The following is a 19,751-nucleotide window of genomic DNA, read 5'->3' on the forward strand; positions in this document are numbered from 1 at the left end:
GCGGGGATTTATCCGATCCAACCGAGCAGTGTCCCGCCCGCCGCTCCGGCAACAACCGCAATCCACGGCGGCAGCTTCCAGATCATCAGCATGGCGAAGATCAGCAGGGCGACGATGAAATCGCCGGTTTCCTGCACGGAAGAAACCCAGATCGGATCGTATAAGGCGGCGAGCAAGAGGCCCACGACTGCGGCGTTAACGCCTTGCAGGGCGTGTTGGACCTTAGGGATGACGCGCAGCCGATGCCAAAAAGGGAGTACCCCAACGACCAGCAGGAATGCCGGCAGGAAGATCGCGAGCGTTGCTAAGATGGCGCCCGTGACCCCGTGAATGGACGCTCCAAGATAGGAGCCGAACGTGAACAGCGGCCCCGGAACGGCCTGAGCCGCGCCATAGCCGGACAGGAACTCCGCTTCGCCGATCCAGCCCCGGGGGACGACTTCGCTTTGCAACAACGGCAGTACGACATGGCCGCCGCCAAACACGAGCGACCCGGCACGGTAGAAAACGTCGAACAGCTGCAGGCCGAGGTTTGGCCACCACCGGCTGACCAGCGGCAATAATACCAACAGGCCAAAGAAGGCGGTTAGGCTTGCGGCGGCCCAGGAGCGGCGGAGGTGAATACCGCCCTGCGGGTCTTCGCCGCTGCGTTCCGGCAATGCGCCGGGTGTCGGGCTGCTGCGGTACAGCCACAAGCCGACGAGTGCGGACGCGGCGATGATCAGCACCTGCGTCAGGCCGCTGGGCCAGAGCAAGGTGGCGGCAGCGGCCAGGAAGGCGATCGTCGCCCGGCTGCGTCCGGCGGCGAGCTTCACGCCCATGCTCCACACCGCCTGGGCGACGATGGCGACCGCCGTGAGCTTCAGGCCGTGCAGCCAACCGCCAGCGGCGAGCTCCGTTCCTTGCAGCAGCAAGGCGAACAGCACGAGCAGCACGGCGGAAGGCAGTGTGAACCCGGCCCAGGCCGCCAATACACCGGCCAAACCGGCGCGGTACAGGCCGATTCCCATGCCGACCTGGCTGCTGGCCGGCCCCGGCAGGAATTGGCATAACGCGACCAGTTCGGCGTATTTTTGTTCCCCGATCCATCTGCGTTTGTTCACATATTCCTCGTGGAAATAGCCGAGGTGGGCGATCGGCCCGCCGAAGGAAGTCACCCCCAGCTTGGCGGAGACGACGAAGATTTCGAAGGCGCGGCGGAACTGCCCGGAGCCCGGTTGTTCCATAGCGGTGGGGGTTACTTGATCAGACTGCAAGCTGTGCAGCTCCTTTCCATGTATGAACATGCGCCAGACGGCGTATTTTCCTCATCATATCATTTTATTGTAAACGGAGCGTAAGCATGAGACCGATTTGATCCTTCCCTTCATTCAACCTGACTAGTTTTTTTGACTCCGGGTTATCGCGGCGTTAAATAGAGCTGCTCAAACTGGATGGCAGTGGTATAATTAGGAAAAAGATGAATCGTTTTTCAAGGAGTTGTGGATGTGATAAAGCCGAATGTCTTTATTGGATCTTCTCGGGAAGCGATGGCGATCGCGAACGGGATCCATGCCCAAATCAACCGATACGCCCAAGTGACTCCCTGGTATGCCGGCGCATTCGACGGCAATGACTACACGATGGAGTCTCTTGAAAAACAACTTCATTTAAACGATTTTGCTGTTTTCATTTTTTCACCGGATGACGTTGCTCTTTATCGCGGGAAATATGTTTTTATCACCCGAGACAATACGCTCTTTGAAATGGGGTTGTTTTGGGGGAGATTGGGGCGACGGCGGGTTTTTGCGATTGTCCCGCAAGAAGTAAGGGAGAGCGAGGAGCTCATCCGGGGGGAGAAGATTTCGGAATATCATCTTTTGTCCGACCTTCAGGGCTTAACCTTGCTGAAGTACGAGGTGCGAACGGACGGAAACGCTGAAGCGGCGGTCTCCATCGCTTGCCAATTCATGATCAAAGCCATTCAATCCGAAGGAGTGTACCCAGACCCGCGTAAGGAAATGGCGAATATGGAGCTGGAATTGGAGCGTAAACGCCGAATTTTGCATTTTTTCTGGACCTATAACAAGAATATTACAGCAGTCAACGATCAGGAGCGCTATAATTCCTTGAGCGAGGCGATTCGGACGTCCATCCTTCCTCCTCCGGATTATCTGGTTACCGGTGCCGCACTCTGGAAAGCGCAGGGGGATGAGGGAATTGGGCAAGTGGGCGGCAACGTCGGAAAGGGCAGGTTCTTCACTTTTCGCGAACATCAGGAACGAATGGAGTCCGGCCAACAGCCGATTTACGTGTTGGATGCGTATTTAACCTCAAAATGGGCTTTCTTTAATCGACTTGAAGTTGAACAGGTATACATCCTATGCTATCCTTTAGGAAAAGAACATGTTCTCTCCGTTCATTTTTCGGGCAGGTATAACTTGACCGATGACCAGCTAGGCATCATCGTTGATCATAATAACGAGCTCTTGCGAACCATTCATTATATACTTGGAGGGGATTCGGTATGAAGCGAGATAACCTAAAACTCAGACAAGGAGCCGGTTCGGCGTCCAAAGCCTATAAGCGCCTGTCCCCATCGCGAAGTACGAAGGGACGCGCAAGGCGAGCGAATTCCAGCCTTACCTTTGTGGGCCCTTCCGTCGAAGGCGGAGATAAGGAATACGTTAAGGTACTCACGGGAGACGTGGACCGCAGAAAACCTTCCTTTGTTTAATATGAATTCGCAACAAGTCCCCAAGAACGATTGGGGGCTTTTTTTGCGCCAAATTTACATTTTTCTTCTCCTGTGCCAAAATGTAAGGGAACTAATGCCATTAACGAATTGATGAAAAGTTCCCTCAGGAGGCTAAAAATGATGCGCATCGGAATCATCGGACTGGGCGATATCGCGCAAAAAGCGTATTTGCCGGTCATTACGGCGAGGGAGGATATCAACCTCGTGTTCAGTACAAGAAATCAAGAGACAAGGTCCAAGCTTGCGGCAAAATACCGCGTCCCGGAAACGGCGGGCAGCGTGGACGAGCTGGTGAAATCCGGCGTGGACGCGGCGTTCGTGCATTCGGCCACGGAGTCGCATCCGGCCATTGTCGAGCAACTGATCGAGAACGGAATCCACGTCTACGTGGATAAGCCGATCGCTTACCAATACGAAGAGTCCAAACGGCTTAGCGAGCTGGCGGAGCGGAAAGGCGTGCTGCTGATGACGGGCTTTAACCGCCGGTTTGCTCCGATGAACGCGGCCTTGAAGGAGCAGCCGGACCGCCGGCTGGTGCTGCTGCAAAAAAACCGTACTCCTTCGCCGGACTACGCCCGTCGCTTTGTGCTGGACGATTATATCCACGTGGTGGATACCCTGCGGTTCTTGGCACCTGGCGAAGTCCGAGATTTCCGTGTATCGACCCGGGTTCAAGACGGGAAGCTGTACCACGTCGCGCTCCAACTGGAAGGCGACGGCTTCACCTGCATCGGAATCATGAACCGCGACTCGGGGGCGAATGACGAAATCCTCGAAGTGATGAGCCCCGGCCAGAAATGGCGGGTGGACGGGCTGAACACCACCGAGCATTTTATTAGCGGCGAAGCCAAACGGTCAACCTTCAAGGACTGGGATCCGGTGCTCTACCGGCGGGGGTTCGTGCAGATCATCGATCACTTCATCACCTGCGTTCGCGAACGGAAGACGCCGGCCATTTCGCTGCAGGACGCCCTGGAAACCCACCGGCTGTGCGAGGAGATCGTTCGGAGCGCTGAGGCGAACGGAGCATATGTCTGGGAGCGGCCGCACTGAAACATTACCGCCCCGAACAACGTAGAACAGGATAGAGAAACCACGCAAGCCGGACGGCAGTCCGGCGGTGAAGGAGGAATTCAGCTTGTTCGAGGATTTGAACGCGCGGATGGCGGAACTCAAAGAGAAAGGCCGGAACCAGGAGAAATGGCAACGGCGACTCAAAGATTTTCGGCAGGAGCTGTCCGGCCTGGAAGCCGAACGGAACCGTTGGCAAAAGAAGCTGGCCGCGGAGGAAGAGGATGTCCGCAAGCTGTCGGCCATGACGCTGTCCAATTTGCTGGCGACTTTGCTCGGCAATAAGGCCGAGAAGCTGGAACGGGAGCAGCGGGAAGTGCTGGAGGCGAAGGTGAAGTATGATGCCGCCGATGCGGCGGTTCGCGACATGGAGCGGCAAATCACCGAGATCGAGCGCAGGCTGTTGGAGCTTGGTTCTTGGCGGAACGAATACGAGCGCGTTTTTCAAGCCAAGGAGCGGCAGGTTTTGGAAGAGAATGAGGAGCTTCGCGAGCTGGCCGAACGCGAGGCGGTCTTGACCGTGCAGCTTAAAGAGGTTGACGAAGCCGTGCGTGCCGGGCAGTCGGCCCTTCGCGATTTAAGCGCGGCCGAAGAGGATCTGCGTTCCGCCAAAAATTGGGGCACGTACGATATGCTGGGCGGCGGGATGATGTCGACGCATATCAAGCACGGGCGAATCGACGAGGCGATGAGCCATCTCCATGCGGCGCGGCAAAGCTTGCAACGCTTTGAGCGGGAGCTCCGCGATCTCGGGGCGGACGGTCCGGCTAACCTGGAAATCGGCGGGTTTCTGAAATTTTCGGACTATTTCTTCGACGGGTTCATCTCCGATTGGCTTGTCCAAGGAAAGATCAACGACAGTTTGGATCAAGTCCAGGCCAAAAGCTCGGCGGTAAGCGATGTGCAGCGCGAGCTGGAAACGGCCAAACGCAAGCTGGAGTCGGAACACGCGGAAACGCACCGGAAATACGTGCAGGCCATCGAGCTGTACGAATAGCATCGTACGTATCGTAAGGCTCGGGAACTTCAGGTTCCCGGGCTTTTTTTTGTAATACAAATCCGTCCCGGTGCAAATAGCTATAGGAAAAAAGCGAAAGGGCGGCGGACATGAAACGGACTTGGTGGAAGGAAAGCGTCGTGTACCAAATCTATCCGATCAGCTTCAAGGATTCGAACGGGGACGGAGTCGGGGACCTGCGGGGCATCCTTTCCAAGCTGGATTATTTGCAGGATCTTGGGGTCGACGTGGTGTGGGTGTGTCCCGTCTATCAATCGCCCGGACAGGACAACGGCTATGATATCAGTGATTATTACAAGATTGATCCCTCCTTCGGTACGATGGAGGACTTCGACGAACTGCTGGAGGCGCTGCACGCGCGGGGAATGAAGCTGATGATGGACCTGGTGCTGAACCACACCTCGGACGAGCATCCCTGGTTTCTGGAATCCCGTCGGTCTGCCGATAATCCCAAGCGGGATTATTACATCTGGCGGAAGGGGAAAAACGGCGGCCCGCCGAACAACTGGGAGTCGTATTTCAGCGGCTCGGTCTGGGAGTTCGACGAACGTACCGGCGAGTATTACCTGCACCTGTATTCCAAAAATCAACCCGACCTGAACTGGGAAAATCCGGCGGTAATCCGCGAGCTGCATGATATGGTCCAGTGGTGGCTCCAAAAAGGCGTGGACGGCTTCCGGTTCGACGCCATCGCGCATATCGCCAAGGCCAAAGGGCTGCCGGACGCGCACAATCCGCAGCAGATGGCGACGGTGCGGGCTTACGAGCTGTTTTCCAATCTCGACGACGTGCATACGCTCCTGCAGCACCTGTATGATAACGTACTGTATTACTACGACATTATGACCGTTGGCGAAACGTCCGGGCTGGGTCCCGAGCAGGCGCTCTATTATGTGGGCGACGACCGGCGCGAGCTGAATATGACGTTCCAGTTCGAGCATATGTTCCTGGACGCCGGTTCTGCGGGCAGCGGCAAATGGGACGTCGTTCCGTGGAAACTAACGGACTTGAAGGAAGTGATCACCCGCTGGCAGACGGTGCTGCACGGCCGGGGCTGGAACGCCAATTATTTGGGCAATCACGACCAGCCGCGCTCGGTTTCACGGTTCGGGAGCGACTCCGAAGATTACCGCGTGATCTCGGCCAAAATGCTGGCCACCTTCCTGCATATGCTGGAAGGCACGCCGTATATTTATCAGGGTGAGGAAATCGGGATGACTAACGCTGCGTTCGCCTCGATCAGGGATTACCGCGATGTGGAGACGCTCAACTTCTATGAAGAGCAAAAGCGAAACGACGTCCCCGAGGCCGACATCCTGCGGGCGATCCATTTGAAAAGCCGCGACAACGCCCGAACCCCGATGCATTGGGATGCCGGGCCGCAGGCCGGGTTCACCGTCGGGATCCCGTGGATCCGCGTCAACGCCAATCACGATCGCATTAACGTTGAGGAGGCGCTCCGCAATCCCGACTCGATCTATCACTATTACAAAGAGCTGATTCGTTTAACAGCATGCCGTCATCGTCTACGGCGAATATCGGCTGCTGCTTCCCGATCATCCGGAAATTTATGCGTTTACCCGTACACTGGAGGCAAGCCGCCTGCTCGTTATTTTGAATTTTTATGCCGGAGAGCCGGTATTCGAGTGGCCGGAGGAGGTCATGGAGCCGAAGGGCATCGAACTGTTGATCTCCAATTATGCTCCGCAGGTTCACGAGGGTTTACGCCATTTGCGGCTGCGTCCTTATGAAGCCAGAGTCTATTTGAAACGATCCTACTCTTCGTGAAAATGGCGTTGTTTGCGGTTTCCCGGCATGCTACACTGAACACTATAAAGAGTGTTGCCAAGTTAAATTGGAAATCCTCCACTTCGATCTGTCCCGTTTAGACTATCGGCGGATGCTTAGTGGATTTTCTACACCTAAATTGTGGGGATTTGCTCGAAAACGGCTATAAATGGGCAAAATAAGTGAAGGGTTTCCAACTAATTTCCTCAAAATTTCACTTTTCGCTCGATATAGATGTGCTTTTTCCACTTAGTCATGCCTCTGATCCAATTCGATTGGGACGCTACTTCCATCCTCACCCTACCGCATACCCTGCCCCCAATCTGCCAAAAGTTACGCTGTTTTCGAACATTATTTCCGGGTCGTTCTACTGAGAAGAGTTACGTTAATCGTTGAACGGAGGGTTAGGCCATGAAACGAATATTGGACTGCCGGGCATCGGATTTCCGGCGGATGGATCGCGGAGCCTTGAAAGGAGCGATGCGGGTCGGAGTCGTGTCGGATACGCATATGCCCCGCCACGGGTCGGAGCTGCCCGCCAAGCTGCGGCAAACCTTGAAGACGTGCGATCTCATTCTTCACTTGGGCGATTGGGTGACGATGGACGTGGTTGAACAATTCCAAGCCTTAGCGCCGGTGGACGGGGTGGCGGGCAACAATGACCCGGTGGATATCATCCGCCGCTTCGGACAGCACAAAATTCTCGAGCTGGGCGGCAAGCGGATCGGACTTACCCACGGTCATCTGCCGGGCGGCGGGCACGGCGCCAAGGACAACGCCGAGCGTGTTTTTGCCGGCAAGCAGGTAGACGCCGTGCTGTTCGGTCATTCCCATCAGCCGTACCTTGCCGAAAGCGGAGGCGTGTTGTGGTTCAATCCCGGTTCGCCGACCGACAAGCGGCGGGAACCGAAATACAGCTTTGGCGTGCTCGAAATTACGCCTCAAGCGATCCAAGCCAAACATATTTATCTCCTTGCCAAAAAATGAACCGAAGTCATGCGGAAGAGTCCCATAACCTGTTATTGACGGATAATTGACCACCATTTAATATAGGAGTCATACTTCGTGTCCGCGTTGGACGAATAGTTGTCCATTAATGCTTTATTCCTTTTATCGACAAAAGCGTTAATTGGATCATGCTTTACAGCTCCATTCTTTGCACAAGCAATCATTTCATGAGAGAGAGAAAGGGGAAACGAAATATGAAGAAGAAGCTTGGAGTTTTATTGGCCTTATCGCTGCTGCTGGTTGGCGTGATCGCCTGCGGCAACAACACGGCCGGGAACGGAAATGCCGCAAACGGGGGGAATGCCGGCGGTAATGGAACGGAGAATTCCTCGGGTGCGGGGAATACGGCGGAACCCGCCAAGGATACTTACAAAATCGCGATTTCGCAAATCGTGGAGCATCCGTCTTTGGACGCGACGCGGGAAGGGTTCCTGGCAGCCTTGAAAGACGCCGGCATCGCGGAAGGCGACAACTTGGCGTTGGATTACAACAACGCGCAAGGGGATCCAACGAACAATACGACGATCGCGCAGAAAATCGCCGGCGAGAAGTATGACCTGGTCCTTGCCATCGCTACGCCTCCGGCGCAAGCCGTTGCGCAGCAGGTTAAGAACTCGCCAATCTTGTTCGCGGCGGTTACCGATCCGTTGGATGCCAAATTGGTGGACAATTTGGATCATCCCGGCGGGAATATCTCCGGGGCTTCGGATACGAACCCGGAGGCCATTACGAAGCTGATGGACTTTGTCGCCGCGAATTTCAAGGATGTGAAATCGGTCGGCCTGGTGCTTAACCAAGGCGAACCGAACGCGGTTGTCATGGCCGACCACGCGGAGAAAGCCTTGGAGGCACACGGCATTAAATTGGTCAAAGCTTCGGTCACCAATACGTCAGAGGTGAAACAAGCGGCCGAATCGCTGGTGGGCCGGGTAGATGCGCTGTACATTACGCTGGACAACACGGTAGTCGAAGCGGTTAGCACGGTGATCCAGGTCGCCAACGAAAACGACCTTCCCTTCTTCTCGAGCGATCGGGATACGGTGGAGAAGGGCGCTTTTGCCACGGTTGGGTTCAAATACTTCGACCACGGCTACCAAGTGGGACAAATGGCCGTGGATGTCTTGAAAAACGGCAAAAAGGTTGGCGACTTGAAAGTCACCGTCCCGGATAAGCTCGACCTGATCTTGAACCTGAAAGCAGCGGGCGAGCAGGGCATTGAAGTGACGGACGCCATGAAGGACCAGGTCGCGGATAAGGAAAACAATCTGATCGAATAGGCGCACTCGCTCCTAATTTTTTGAGGAGGTACTCATCATGATGAACTCGCTGCTCGGGGCGCTGGAATCCGGTTTGCTGTACGCGCTCATGGCGCTTGGCGTCTACATCACTTTTCGGATCCTCGATTTTCCGGACCTGACCGTGGACGGCAGCTTTACGACCGGGGGCGCCATTGCCGCGGTGATGATCACGGGGGGAAGCTCCCCGTGGATCGCCACGATTGCGGCTTTCCTCGGCGGCATGGCCGCCGGGGCCATCACCGGACTCATCCATACCAAAGGGCGGATTAACGGACTGTTATCCGGGATTTTGATGATGATCGCGCTCTATTCCATCAACATGCGGATCATGGGCAAACCGAATGTAGGCTTGTTGGGGGAGAATACGTTGTTCAGTTCGGCGTCGCCCCTGTTGTTTATGCCGGTCGTCGTCATAGCGATAAAGCTGCTGCTCGATTTGTTCTTCCGCACGGAGCTCGGGCTGGCGCTACGCGCTACCGGCGACAACAAACGAATGATCCGCAGCTTTGGCGCCAACACGGACTATACCATTATTCTCGGGCTCAGTTTGTCCAATGGCCTCGTCGCCTTGTCGGGGGCGCTGATCGCCCAGCAATCCGGCTTCGCCGACATATCGTCCGGTATCGGGATGATCGTGATTGGACTGGCTTCCGTCATTATCGGGGAAGCGATTTTCGGGGCGCGCACGGTGTTTTGGGCGACGTTGGCGGCCGTGCTTGGCTCCATCGTTTACCGGATCGTCGTGGCCTTGGCGCTGCGGATCGAATGGCTGGAGCAAACGGATTTGAAGCTGATTACCGCAGTGATCGTCATCGTCGCTTTGGTGCTTCCGACCGTGCAAAGAAATATGAAGCAGAAGACGATCGCCCGCCGGCGCGCCGCAGAAATCGCCCAGACCTCCGGGCATAAGAGCGTAGGGGGTGGGTTCTGATGCTTCGGTTAACTCAAGTATCGAAACTGTTTCACCCCGGTACGCCGGACGAGAAGATCGCGCTGATCGACGTCAACCTCCACCTGCGCCCGGGCGATTTCGTCACCGTCATCGGGAGCAACGGAGCCGGAAAATCCACGCTGATGAACATGATCTCCGGCGCGATCAAGCCGGATGCGGGCGAGGTTCGCCTTGGCGGCGTCGACATCGGCCCTCTCCCGGAGCATCGCCGCAGCAAGTGGATCGGCCGCGTATTTCAGGATCCGATGGCCGGCACCGCGCCGCATATGACGATCGAGGAGAACTTGGCGATGGCCTTCTCCCGCGGGAAGCAGCGCGGCTTCAGGCTTGGCGTTAACGCCAAGCGCCGGACGATGTTTCAGGAGCAACTGCGGCGCCTTGGCATCGGGCTGGAGAATCGGCTCCGCGCCAAGGTGGGTACCTTGTCCGGAGGGGAACGTCAGGCGCTCAGCCTGTTGATGGCGACGTTCACCGAGCCGCAGGTTTTGCTGCTCGACGAGCATACCGCCGCGCTGGACCCGGCCCGGGCCGAGTTGGTGACGCGGTTGACGCAGGAAATCGTCAGCGAACTGAAACTGACTACGTTGATGGTTACGCATAACATGGAACAGGCGATCCGCCTTGGCAACCGCCTGATCATGATGGACGGCGGCCGCATCATCCTGGATGTGGACGATACAAAGAAACGCGATTTGACGATGGATCGGCTGCTCGGCGAATTCGAGCGCATCAGCGGCCACAAGCTGTCCGACGACCGCGTGATGCTGGGCGGTTAAATAGCGTTCAATCACAAAAAGCGCGAGTAGGGAAGAACTCCCTTTACTCGCGCTTTTTGGCGTGATGTCGTTAGCGCGAATCGCGCACTCGCACGCTGCTGTCGCGGCGAATGCCGTCGCGCAGCAACCAGCCGTGAAAGAACCACTCGAAGACGCCGACAACCAGCGTGATGACCAACATTTCGCCAAAGGACAACGTCCAGTCCGCATTAGCGGCAATTGCCCACAGGAAGACGAACACGAGCAGCGCGTCCACAAGGGTTGCGACCATGTTGTTCGTCCGCGGAAGGACGAAGAGATCCCCGAATAAATAGGCCAGAATGGATAACGCTAAGGCTGTCAGCAACGCCGTGATGAATGAAGCGTTACTTAAGAGCATCAGCATGGCGATGATGATAACCCCATTGCCGAGCAATTTGACGAGAAACTTGTTCAAGCCCTACACCTCCTTGTTTTTACAGCTTAATTTCTCCTAACGGGAATGCGCCTATACACGAACTTCATTTCAGTGAGCGCGCTCTACATGACGCGGAAAGAGGGAGATCCAATGAAACAATCCATGCTTTATGATTGCTTGATCGTAGGAGGCGGTATCGCCGGCTTGCAAGCCGCGATCCAGCTAGGCCGCTATTCTGTGCATCGGGTGCTGGTCATCGACGCCGGCTGCGGGAGGTCGACGTTGTGCCGGCAGTATCACAACCTGCTTGGGTTTCCGGAAGGCATTTCCGGTGAAGAGCTGCGCAGGCGAGGAAAAAGGCAAGCGGAATCGTACGGCGTGGAGTTTGTGCGGGATGTGGCGGTCGGAGCCGAACAACAGACAGGGCGGTTTCGGATCACAACGTCCGGCGGAGAGGAGTACGCCGGCAGAACGCTGCTCCTGGCCACCGGCGTGCTTGACCGTTTCCCCGATGTTCCGGGGATGATTCCGACGCTGGGGCTAAGCGTGTACGTCTGTCCGGATTGCGACGGGTACGAGATTCAAGGCCGGAAAACGGTGTTAATGGGGGCGGGCAACACCGGGGCCGAAATGGCGCTGCTGCTGGCGGAGCGTACGGAGGACTTAACCTACATCAATCATGAACGGCTTGAAGTGGGGCCGACGCTGTTGCAGCAAATGGCGGAACGCGGAATCCGTTACGAGGAAGGGGAAATCGCCGAGGTACGGCAGAACGAAGGGTTTATTCGCGGCGTGAGTCTGAAGGACGGCCGAAGCTTCGCGGCCGAACGGGGATTTATCGCCTTTGGCGGCAACGAGGTCCGCTCGGGACTGGCGGCCCGGCTAGGGGCGGCCATCGCCGGCAACCGGCATGTGGTGACCGATCCCCGCACGAAGCAAACGACCGTGCCCGGCGTATGGGCGGCCGGCGATCTCGGGCTGCATGCCGAGCAAGTAAGCGTGGCCATGGGAGAAGGGGCGATTGCCGCAATTTGGATTCATAAAGCGTTAAGTCCGTGCTATAATCAGTTGAACGGAGGGGATGCAGAGGATGATTCTTGAAGTTGCTCAACTGCAGGTAAAGCCTGGTATGATCAACGATTTCGAAAGTAATTTCCGCAAGGCTTCCAAAGTGATCAGCCGAATGGACGGTTATCTCGGGCATGAGCTCCACAAATGCGTGGAGACGGAAAACAAATATATTCTTCTTGTGCGGTGGCAGTCGATTACCGCGCATGAGGTCGGTTTCCGTCAGTCCCCCGAATATCAGGAATGGAAGGCGCTGCTTCATCATTTTTACGATCCTTTCCCGACGGTAGAGCATTACGTCCGGATCAAGCACGAAACGGACTAGGAGGGATGGATGAGGGTGAGCGGGTACATATGACGGAACATTTCGACTATAGGATTGAAGACGCGACCCTTGTGGATTTGCCGGCCATCGTCGCGATTTACAACGAGACTATCGCCGGACGCATGGTTACGGCGGATTTGGAGCCCGTGACCGTCGACGCCAGACGGAAGTGGTTTGACGAGCACACTCCCGATTTCAGACCGCTTTGGGTCATGAGATCCGGGGGACGGGTAATCGCTTGGCTTAGCTTTCAATCTTTTTACGGGCGACCGGCGTACAATGGCACGGCGGAAATCAGCATTTACATCACCGAAGCTTACCGATCCCACGGCATCGGCGGAATCCTGCTGAGCCAAGCGTTCGCGGCTTGCCCCAAGCTGGGTATCCATACGCTGCTTGGCTTCGTTTTCGGCCATAACGAGCCGAGTCTTAAGCTCCTTGGCAAATTTGGGTTCGAGCGGTGGGCGCATTTGCCTCGCGTGGCCATTTTGGACGGTGTGGAACGGGATCTCGTAATCTTGGGAAAGCGGGTTGAAGGGGAATAAACGTTTGGGGAATGGGGAACGAATCATTTGAATGAATGGATCAAGCAACTGACGGACTGGTTTTTGGAGACGACCCATCTGGGCGGATTCTCCATCCTTCTTTTCACGATCCCGCTGGCCGTGGTGCAGGGGGTTTTCGGATTTTTTCCGTTTGCCACGATCGTGATGTTGCACATCTCCCTGCTCGGCATAATGAACGGCCTGCTGGCCAGTTGGATTGCCGGAACGGCGGCAGGGATGGTCGTATATCTGATGTGCAGGTATTTTTTTGCCGAATGGTTCAACCGCAAGTGGATGGGCAAGCTGCAAAAATACGAAAAATGGCAAAAAGGGCTCGACCGATACGGGGTATGGGCCGTCATCTTTCTCCGCACGGTTCCGATCATGCCGAACAATCTGATCTCGTTTATGTCGGCGATTTCCAACCTGAATCTCGGGTCCTATACCTGGTCCAATTTGGTCGGAAACCTCTCGAGTATTTGGCTGTTTGGGATTTTAAGCGCCTCGATTGTTTTTCCGGGGTTGAACCTTCGGGATCTGATCTTGTCGTACGCCGGTTTTTTGCTTGCCTTGGGCATTGCTTTTGTCGTTCGGAACCGGGCGATCTCGAACAACAAAAGCGGCATGACGCCGTAGCCTTAGCATGGATCGGCCGCTTTCTTGGATAAGCTAGAGAGAACACAAGATTGGATGGGGGGCGAGTCGTTTGAACGCTCATGAACAAGCCGTATCCGGAAACGCTGCGGGGAAACGGAGGAAGCTATTGTTCAGCGCCGGGCTCAGCTGGATGTTCGACGCCATGGACGTTGGCATTATCTCGTTTATTGCCGCCGCCCTTGCCGTGGAATGGAGCTTGACGCCGCAGCAGACCGGATTTTTCACGGCGATCAATTCCGTAGGGATGGCCTTCGGCGCAGCCATTGCGGGTTATATGGCGGATAAGTTTGGCCGCAAATCGGTGTTGCTCTGGACGCTGTTGATTTTCTCCATCGCCAGCGGGCTGTCGGCTGCGGCAACCAGCTTTGCCTTGCTGTGCGTATTACGCTTTATCGCCGGTTTTGGCCTCGGCGGGGAATTGCCGGTCGCTTCCACGCTGGTGTCCGAATCGGTGCCGGCCCGGGAACGCGGGAGAGCCGTCGTGTTGTTGGAAAGCTTCTGGGCCGCAGGCTGGATCGCGTCCGCGCTGATCTCCTATTTCGTCATCCCGGATTACGGATGGCAAGCGGCATTTCTCATCGGCGCGGTTCCTGCGTTATACGCGCTGTACCTGCGCAAGTTGATCGAGGAGCCGGTCCGCTTTAAGGAAATGGCCGGGCGGAGCAAAGGGAAGGGATCTTCCTTTGGCGAACGGTTCAAGTCAGTTTGGGCTTCCTCGCACCGCCGCTCGACCGTGATGCTCTGGATTCTATGGTTTACCGTCGTTTTTTCGTATTACGGTATGTTCTTGTGGCTGCCCTCCGTTATGGTGTTGAAAGGCTTCAGCCTGGTAAAAAGCTTCGAATACGTGCTGATTATGACGCTGGCACAATTGCCGGGGTATTTTACGGCCGCTTATTTTATCGAGAAATTTGGTCGCAAGTTCGTGCTTGTGTTATACTTGCTGCTTACCGCGGCCAGCGCGGCCTGGTTCGGCAACGCGACCAGCGAAGGGATGCTGATCGCGGCCGGCATTTGCTTGTCTTTCTTTAATCTTGGGGCATGGGGCGGCATGTACGCCTATACGCCGGAATTGTACCCGACCCCGGTGCGTTCGACCGGCGTCGGCTTGGCGGCTTCGTTTGGCCGAATCGGCGGCATTATCGCCCCGTACCTGGTCGGATTGCTGGTTGCCCGCGAGATCGCCATCGCAAGCCTCTTTTGGATGTTCTTCGTAACGATCCTGATCGGCGCGCTGGCCGTGTTTTGGCTGGGAACCGAGACGCGGGGGAAGGAACTGGCGGATTAACCCGGCTTAAGACAGGTCCAGGGATTCCCCGGGTCTCATAGCATGGCCTTGGATCCCGATCCGGTTCAGCTCTGACACAAACCGCTCCCCGTCTTGAGCAATCCCGTCAAACGTATTGTAATGCACGGGTACGACATGTCTGGCGCCGATCCATTCGGCCGCGGTCAGGGCATCCTCCGGTCCCATCGTGAAATGGTCGCCGATCGGCAGAAACGCCAAGTCGACCGGGCGGCGGGAGCTTACCAGCTGCATGTCGCTGAACAATGCGGTATCGCCGGCATGATATAACGTGAACCCGTCCATGTCGATAAGGATGCCCGCCGCTACGCCGAGATACAAATTCACGCCGTCCCGGTTCACGGACGAGCTGTGCAGCGCGGGTACCCACTTCAGTTTCCCGAAAGGGAACGAACGGGATCCGCCAAGGTTCATGCCTACGGTTTGCAATCCGGCGCCGGCAAAATAATCGGCCAGCTCAACGATGGCTATAATCGGGGCGTTGTTTCGCCGGGCGATGCTTTCCGCATCCGCGATATGGTCGAAATGACCGTGCGTAAGAAGGACATAATCGGCTTGAATGTCGTCGGCTGCCGCAGCGGCGGCCGGGTTCCCCGTCAGAAAGGGATCGATGATCAAACGATGCTTCCCTGTGTTCACCTGGATGCAGGAATGTCCCAAATAAGTAATTTTCATCCCAAATCACCTCATATGGAAAAGTTATCCTTCTCTTCTATTATAGCTGCCCCGGACAGGCAAGTCACATCTTGCGAGATGAGGTGCGGCATAAACGCATATAATTTCCATATGATTGGGATGAAGCGGCGGTTTGCGGCATGTTTGAAGCTTTTCGATTCGGGTAATCTTAAAGGGTAATACTTGGATCATCGAAAGGAAGGGCCCCGGTTGAAAATCATCATCACGCAAAGCGAACAATTGATCCTTACGAGGAGCAGGCTCGCGAGTGGGGACTGATCCGGTAACGGATCTACGGCAAAAGGGAGGAGATTGACGTGAAAATTGAAGTATGGTCGGATTTTGGCTGTCCGTTTTGTTACATCGGCAAACGCCGCCTGGAGAAGGCGCTCGAATTATTCGATTATCGGAATGATATTCAAATCGTATATCGCAGCTTTGAGCTGGATCCGGGAGCCCCGCGGGACACGGAGTCGAGCATTCATGAGTTATTGGCGGTAAAATACGGCCTTAGTCTGCAGCAGGCGCAGGAGTCGAATCAGAATGTGGCGCGGCAGGCTCAATCGGAAGGGCTAACGTATAATTTTGATACGATCATCCCGACGAATACGTTTGACGCCCATCGCTTGGCGCATTATGCCGGAGAGCAGGGCAAAGCCAAGGAAGTGACGGAACGCTTGTTCCGGGCTTATTTTACGGATTCTCTGCATATCGGAGACCGGGAAACGCTGGTTCGTCTGGCTGAAGAGGTTGGTTTGGAAGGTTCTGCTGTTCGGAATTTTCTGGAGGAAAACACCTACGCCGACGAAGTTCGCGAGGACGAGAACGAAGCGAGACGGCTCGGGATTCGGGGCGTACCGTTCTTTGTGCTGCGCGGCAAATATGCGGTGTCCGGCGCGCAACCGCTGGAAATTTTTCAAGGCGCTTTGCTGCGGGCTTGGGAGGATCGGGAGTAGCCTTTGTCGAATAAGAAGAATAGAGGAACGCAAAAAACGCTGATCCTCAAGGATCAGCGTCTCGTTCCATGAACATAATAAAAAATAACTTGTATAACCTAATGAACTATGGTAAAATGACCGATAGCCACTCACAAAGCATGCACGCAATAATCTCCTCAATAATAGCATAATACCAATCATTTGTCAAATGGATATACAGGTTTTAGAGATATAGAATGGTTTTCGCATTTTTTCATTTTTTAGGGTGGGGGTCTGGAAGATGACAGAGGACTTGAAGCATAATGAAATGGATTACACCGACGATCTGACGTTACCGCCAGGGATTAAAATTGATGACCCGGTTAGAATGTATTTGAAAGAAATCGGACGGGTGCCTCTGTTATCCGCTGAAGAAGAAATCCAGCTTGCGCAGCGCATCGAAAACGGGGACGAGGAAGCGAAACGGCGCCTGGCCGAAGCGAACCTCCGGCTGGTTGTCAGCATTGCCCGCCGTTACGTCGGGCGCGGGATGGTCTTCCTGGATCTGATTCAAGAAGGCAATATGGGTCTGATCAAAGCGGTTGAAAAGTTCGACTATTCCAAAGGGTTCAAGTTCAGCACCTACGCCACGTGGTGGATTCGTCAAGCGATTACGCGGGCGATCGCCGACCAAGCCAGAACGATCCGGATTCCGGTGCATATGGTGGAGACGATCAATAAACTGATCCGCATCTCCCGCCAGCTCCTCCAGGAGATCGGGCGCGAGCCAACGCCGGAGGAAATCGCCAAGGAGATGGATTTGACGCCGGATAAAGTGCGGGAGATCATGAAGATCGCGCAAGAGCCGGTGTCGCTGGAAACGCCGATCGGGGAGGAGAACGACTCGAATCTGGGCGACTTCATCGAGGATCACGACGCCCCGGCTCCGGCAGAAGCTGCGGCTTACGAGCTTTTGAAGGAGCAGTTGGAGGAAGTGTTGGATACGCTGACCGAACGCGAGGAGAATGTGCTGCGGCTGCGCTTCGGCATGGATGACGGCCGGACGCGGACGCTGGAAGAGGTCGGCAAGGAGTTTGGCGTGACCCGGGAACGGATTCGTCAGATCGAAGCCAAGGCGCTGCGCAAGTTGCGGCATCCTAGCCGCAGCAAGCGGCTGAAGGATTTTATGGAATAATAGGCAAAGCTCCCTGAGGATGAACTCAGGGAGCTTTTTTTTCTTTGGCGCACCGTCGCTGAGGGCGGGAACATGCCGATATCGGGCGGAGGGACTTTACAAGTCTGGCGGGCAGCGGTCGGATACACATCGATGCGCCGTTTTTGCCTTTTTGCGGGCGATGCAAAGCTCCCGTGCCGGGTTTGGCGACGCGGGCGCCGAATACCTGCATGAACCATTCGATTGGGTAGGAGATGGACAGCATTCCGTTCTCCGAACCGGCGAAATTGACGGCAGCCGCCCGATTGCCCTTGCGCGTCAACCAGACGGAACCGGAGTCGCCTTCCAGCGAAACCGGGCGATTGCCGCGGATGACGCTTTGGTCCTTAAAGGTAATGGTTCCTAAATTCCCGTAATCGCCGTAGTCCACCTGCACGTCGGTATGAATCGATTCCACCGTCCCGGTTACGACCCCGGTTGTGCGGCCTACCTTCTTGAGGCGGTCCCCTATTTTATAGGTGCGGACGTGCCCGGGGACGAAGCCGAATACCGCGTAAGCCGGTCGAAGCAGGGAACGTCTCAACGGTCTGGAGGTGGCGGCGTCCAAATAGTTCGCTCGTTTCCGGCTTAACCGGACGAATCGGTCCAACCGCCCGATCTTATCTCTTGATGACGTGCCCCCGTCAGCGCCGCCGGGTTGGAGGGTGGCCGAGAAGCGCCGGGTGTTGTTATCGGCAAGTACATGGGTGTTGCTTAAGATCAGGCGGCTCCGCCCGCAAGCCTCGTTGCTGACGATGAGTCCGGCCGTGCCGGATGAATCGGTCGTTCCGACGCTGTAGCCGGCCACGACCGGCCGGATCCGGCGGGTGAACCTGCCGCCGTTGCCGCTGCCGCCCCGTTTGCAGAAGCGGGGCGAACGGACGATGCGAAACGGTACGCCGGCCCGGGGCTTCAGGTAGCGAGGTAAAGCCGTAGTGCGCTTTGACTTTTTTTTGGAGGCGGCGGTGGTTGAAAGGGCATCGGCATATACGATGATCGCCGCTCCCCGTTTGGGGCGTTTGGGGTCCCGCAGGCCAACGCCAACGCCGTGAACTCCGGTTTGTTTAAGCATGTTTTTGGCAATGCGCTGCTTCAGCAAATAAGCTTTACGAAAACTGGCCAAAGGAGATCACCTTTTCTCGCTATTCGCGGATTTGCTGTATTGTATGCAGCCGCCGGTACGCTTGATCGTTATACGGGCGTATGCCTCGCCCGGAGGCGGCTTCGCTCTTAGGAAGCGAACCCAATCCCCAACCAGGCGAATGCCACGCCAAGCAACGCCGAGGTAAGAACATAAACGGCCGCTTGCAATTTATGACCTTTGCTGATTAGCGTCACTGTTTCATAACCAAAGGTCGAGAAGGTCGTATACGCGCCGCAGAATCCGGTCCCGAGCATCAACCAGCCCCAGTCGGGAAGGGTTTGCCGTGCGTGCAGTCCCGCCAAAATGCCAAGCAGCAGGGAACCGCTGAGATTGATGACCCAAGTTCCCCAAGGGAACATCGATCCGTCACGGGCCGTCCGGGAGGATACCCACAGGCCCAAATAATAACGCAGGAGCGTGCCGAGGATTCCGCCTAGTCCGACGATGCCGATCATGCGATGTCCCCCGCTTTTCCGGCGCGCGATTTTTGGCCTAATACCACGCCGGCCCAAGCCATCAGAAGTCCCCCGATCAGACTGGCCAGCAAATAGGCGAGAGCGGCCGCTAGATAACCGGTATGTACGGCGTCAACGGTTTGCACCGTAAAGGTGGAGAAGGTCGTAAACGCCCCGGCAAACCCTGTACCTGCCCCGATGCGCATGGACGGGCTTAGGTTCCGGATCGCGGCGATCGTGAGCAGCCAGCCGAGAAACAGGCATCCCGCCCAATTGATGAGCAGAATCGGAAGAGGAAACGCCCCGGCAGCGGGAAGCCAGAGGGAGAGTCCATAACGAAGAATCGTGCCAAAAAAACCGCCAAGGATTAGAGCAAGGATGTTCAAGCAAATCAGCCTCCC

At 56.0% G+C, this 19,751-nt stretch carries 20 protein-coding genes and 1 pseudogene; 15 read left to right on the forward strand and 6 right to left on the reverse strand.

Annotation, left to right across the window (positions count from 1 at the left end; translation table 11 throughout):
• Positions 1–8: 8 nt before the first annotated feature.
• The gene (gene chrA, locus ACZF99_RS11710; RefSeq protein ID WP_483612669.1) at positions 9–1,226 is read right to left on the reverse strand and encodes a chromate efflux transporter; all 1,218 of its coding nucleotides are present in this window, start codon (positions 1,224–1,226) and stop codon (positions 9–11) included.
• Between the two features lie 303 nt (positions 1,227–1,529).
• Between chrA and ACZF99_RS11715 the strand changes: the two genes are divergently transcribed.
• The 8 genes and pseudogenes from ACZF99_RS11715 (at position 1,530) to ACZF99_RS11750 (ending at position 10,648) form a co-directional block, all read left to right on the forward strand.
• Positions 1,530–2,510 (forward strand): TIR domain-containing protein, encoded by a 981-nt coding sequence (locus ACZF99_RS11715; protein ID WP_483612671.1) that lies wholly within the window; start codon positions 1,530–1,532, stop codon positions 2,508–2,510.
• 344 nt (positions 2,511–2,854) lie between these two features.
• Positions 2,855–3,790, forward strand: a complete 936-nt coding sequence (locus ACZF99_RS11720; RefSeq protein ID WP_483611954.1) for a Gfo/Idh/MocA family protein — start codon at positions 2,855–2,857, stop codon at positions 3,788–3,790.
• An 85-nt stretch (positions 3,791–3,875) separates the two neighbouring features.
• Positions 3,876–4,805: a hypothetical protein gene (locus ACZF99_RS11725; RefSeq protein ID WP_483611956.1), complete on the forward strand. Its 930-nt coding sequence runs from the start codon at positions 3,876–3,878 to the stop codon at positions 4,803–4,805.
• 110 nt (positions 4,806–4,915) lie between these two features.
• Positions 4,916–6,614: pseudogene (locus ACZF99_RS11730) on the forward strand (glycoside hydrolase family 13 protein).
• A 480-nt stretch (positions 6,615–7,094) separates the two neighbouring features.
• Complete coding sequence (locus tag ACZF99_RS11735; protein ID WP_483612673.1) at positions 7,095–7,601, forward strand: metallophosphoesterase family protein; 507 nt, start codon at positions 7,095–7,097, stop codon at positions 7,599–7,601.
• A gap of 215 nt (positions 7,602–7,816) precedes the next feature.
• Complete coding sequence (locus ACZF99_RS11740) at positions 7,817–8,899, forward strand: ABC transporter substrate-binding protein (protein WP_483611958.1); 1,083 nt, start codon at positions 7,817–7,819, stop codon at positions 8,897–8,899.
• Between the two features lie 37 nt (positions 8,900–8,936).
• The gene (locus ACZF99_RS11745) at positions 8,937–9,851 is read left to right on the forward strand and encodes an ABC transporter permease (RefSeq protein ID WP_483611959.1); all 915 of its coding nucleotides are present in this window, start codon (positions 8,937–8,939) and stop codon (positions 9,849–9,851) included.
• Positions 9,851–10,648 (forward strand): ABC transporter ATP-binding protein, encoded by a 798-nt coding sequence (locus tag ACZF99_RS11750; protein WP_483611961.1) that lies wholly within the window; start codon positions 9,851–9,853, stop codon positions 10,646–10,648. Before ACZF99_RS11745 ends, ACZF99_RS11750 begins: the two co-directional genes overlap by 1 nt.
• A 70-nt stretch (positions 10,649–10,718) precedes the next feature.
• On the opposite strand, the gene ACZF99_RS11755 is transcribed toward ACZF99_RS11750, so the two are convergent.
• Positions 10,719–11,084: a DUF2512 family protein gene (locus tag ACZF99_RS11755; RefSeq protein ID WP_483611963.1), complete on the reverse strand. Its 366-nt coding sequence runs from the start codon at positions 11,082–11,084 to the stop codon at positions 10,719–10,721.
• 111 nt (positions 11,085–11,195) lie between these two features.
• Between ACZF99_RS11755 and ACZF99_RS11760 the strand changes: the two genes are divergently transcribed.
• The 5 genes from ACZF99_RS11760 to ACZF99_RS11780 all read left to right on the forward strand — a co-directional run bounded on the left by ACZF99_RS11760 (position 11,196) and on the right by ACZF99_RS11780 (position 14,928).
• On the forward strand, positions 11,196–12,146 hold the full coding sequence (locus tag ACZF99_RS11760) for an NAD(P)/FAD-dependent oxidoreductase (RefSeq protein WP_483611965.1): 951 nt from the start codon (positions 11,196–11,198) through the stop codon (positions 12,144–12,146).
• Positions 12,136–12,438: an antibiotic biosynthesis monooxygenase family protein gene (locus tag ACZF99_RS11765; RefSeq protein WP_483611967.1), complete on the forward strand. Its 303-nt coding sequence runs from the start codon at positions 12,136–12,138 to the stop codon at positions 12,436–12,438. Before ACZF99_RS11760 ends, ACZF99_RS11765 begins: the two co-directional genes overlap by 11 nt.
• A gap of 29 nt (positions 12,439–12,467) precedes the next feature.
• On the forward strand, positions 12,468–12,983 hold the full coding sequence (locus ACZF99_RS11770) for an N-acetyltransferase family protein (RefSeq protein WP_483611969.1): 516 nt from the start codon (positions 12,468–12,470) through the stop codon (positions 12,981–12,983).
• Positions 12,984–13,010: 27 nt separating this feature from the next.
• Positions 13,011–13,619, forward strand: coding sequence for a TVP38/TMEM64 family protein (locus ACZF99_RS11775; RefSeq protein WP_483611971.1), 609 nt, complete (start codon positions 13,011–13,013; stop codon positions 13,617–13,619).
• Positions 13,620–13,770: 151 nt separating this feature from the next.
• Positions 13,771–14,928 carry an MFS transporter gene (locus ACZF99_RS11780; RefSeq protein ID WP_483612675.1) on the forward strand — a complete coding sequence of 386 codons (1,158 nt, stop codon included), beginning with the start codon at positions 13,771–13,773 and terminating at the stop codon, positions 14,926–14,928.
• Positions 14,929–14,934: 6 nt separating this feature from the next.
• On the opposite strand, the gene ACZF99_RS11785 is transcribed toward ACZF99_RS11780, so the two are convergent.
• Positions 14,935–15,621 (reverse strand): metal-dependent hydrolase, encoded by a 687-nt coding sequence (locus ACZF99_RS11785; protein WP_483611973.1) that lies wholly within the window; start codon positions 15,619–15,621, stop codon positions 14,935–14,937.
• A 317-nt stretch (positions 15,622–15,938) separates the two neighbouring features.
• On the opposite strand from ACZF99_RS11785, the gene ACZF99_RS11790 reads away from it, so the two are divergent.
• Complete coding sequence (locus ACZF99_RS11790; RefSeq protein WP_483611975.1) at positions 15,939–16,577, forward strand: DsbA family oxidoreductase; 639 nt, start codon at positions 15,939–15,941, stop codon at positions 16,575–16,577.
• 262 nt (positions 16,578–16,839) lie between these two features.
• Positions 16,840–17,733: an RNA polymerase sigma factor RpoD gene (gene rpoD, locus ACZF99_RS11795; RefSeq protein ID WP_483611977.1), complete on the forward strand. Its 894-nt coding sequence runs from the start codon at positions 16,840–16,842 to the stop codon at positions 17,731–17,733.
• Between the two features lie 25 nt (positions 17,734–17,758).
• Here rpoD and ACZF99_RS11800 read toward each other — a convergent pair whose 3' ends face one another.
• From ACZF99_RS11800 to crcB (ACZF99_RS11810), 3 genes are all read right to left on the reverse strand, one after another.
• Positions 17,759–18,874, reverse strand: coding sequence for a chymotrypsin family serine protease (locus tag ACZF99_RS11800; RefSeq protein ID WP_483611979.1), 1,116 nt, complete (start codon positions 18,872–18,874; stop codon positions 17,759–17,761).
• A 107-nt stretch (positions 18,875–18,981) separates the two neighbouring features.
• Positions 18,982–19,350 (reverse strand): fluoride efflux transporter CrcB, encoded by a 369-nt coding sequence (gene crcB, locus ACZF99_RS11805; RefSeq protein WP_483611981.1) that lies wholly within the window; start codon positions 19,348–19,350, stop codon positions 18,982–18,984.
• Positions 19,347–19,736: a fluoride efflux transporter CrcB gene (crcB, locus tag ACZF99_RS11810; RefSeq protein ID WP_483611983.1), complete on the reverse strand. Its 390-nt coding sequence runs from the start codon at positions 19,734–19,736 to the stop codon at positions 19,347–19,349. The genes crcB (ACZF99_RS11805) and crcB (ACZF99_RS11810) overlap by 4 nt, the downstream gene beginning before the upstream one ends.
• Positions 19,737–19,751: the final 15 nt, after the last annotated feature.

Source organism: Paenibacillus sp. JL3B1040 (assembly GCF_057063165.1).

Excerpts from the sequence above, each read along its gene's own strand:
- chrA (WP_483612669.1), bottom strand. The coding sequence starts at position 1,226 with ATGGAACAACCGGGCTCCGGGCAGTTCCGCCGCGCCTTCGAAATCTTC.
- ACZF99_RS11715 (WP_483612671.1), top strand. The coding sequence starts at position 1,530 with ATGGCGATCGCGAACGGGATCCATGCCCAAATCAACCGATACGCCCAA.
- ACZF99_RS11720 (WP_483611954.1), top strand. The coding sequence starts at position 2,855 with ATGATGCGCATCGGAATCATCGGACTGGGCGATATCGCGCAAAAAGCG.
- ACZF99_RS11735 (WP_483612673.1), top strand. The coding sequence starts at position 7,095 with ATGCGGGTCGGAGTCGTGTCGGATACGCATATGCCCCGCCACGGGTCG.
- ACZF99_RS11740 (WP_483611958.1), top strand. The coding sequence starts at position 7,817 with ATGAAGAAGAAGCTTGGAGTTTTATTGGCCTTATCGCTGCTGCTGGTT.
- ACZF99_RS11745 (WP_483611959.1), top strand. The coding sequence starts at position 8,937 with ATGATGAACTCGCTGCTCGGGGCGCTGGAATCCGGTTTGCTGTACGCG.
- ACZF99_RS11750 (WP_483611961.1), top strand. The coding sequence starts at position 9,851 with ATGCTTCGGTTAACTCAAGTATCGAAACTGTTTCACCCCGGTACGCCG.
- ACZF99_RS11760 (WP_483611965.1), top strand. The coding sequence starts at position 11,196 with ATGAAACAATCCATGCTTTATGATTGCTTGATCGTAGGAGGCGGTATC.
- ACZF99_RS11765 (WP_483611967.1), top strand. The coding sequence starts at position 12,136 with ATGATTCTTGAAGTTGCTCAACTGCAGGTAAAGCCTGGTATGATCAAC.
- ACZF99_RS11770 (WP_483611969.1), top strand. The coding sequence starts at position 12,468 with ATGACGGAACATTTCGACTATAGGATTGAAGACGCGACCCTTGTGGAT.
- ACZF99_RS11780 (WP_483612675.1), top strand. The coding sequence starts at position 13,771 with ATGTTCGACGCCATGGACGTTGGCATTATCTCGTTTATTGCCGCCGCC.
- ACZF99_RS11785 (WP_483611973.1), bottom strand. The coding sequence starts at position 15,621 with ATGAAAATTACTTATTTGGGACATTCCTGCATCCAGGTGAACACAGGG.
- rpoD (WP_483611977.1), top strand. The coding sequence starts at position 16,840 with ATGACAGAGGACTTGAAGCATAATGAAATGGATTACACCGACGATCTG.
- crcB (WP_483611981.1), bottom strand. The coding sequence starts at position 19,350 with ATGATCGGCATCGTCGGACTAGGCGGAATCCTCGGCACGCTCCTGCGT.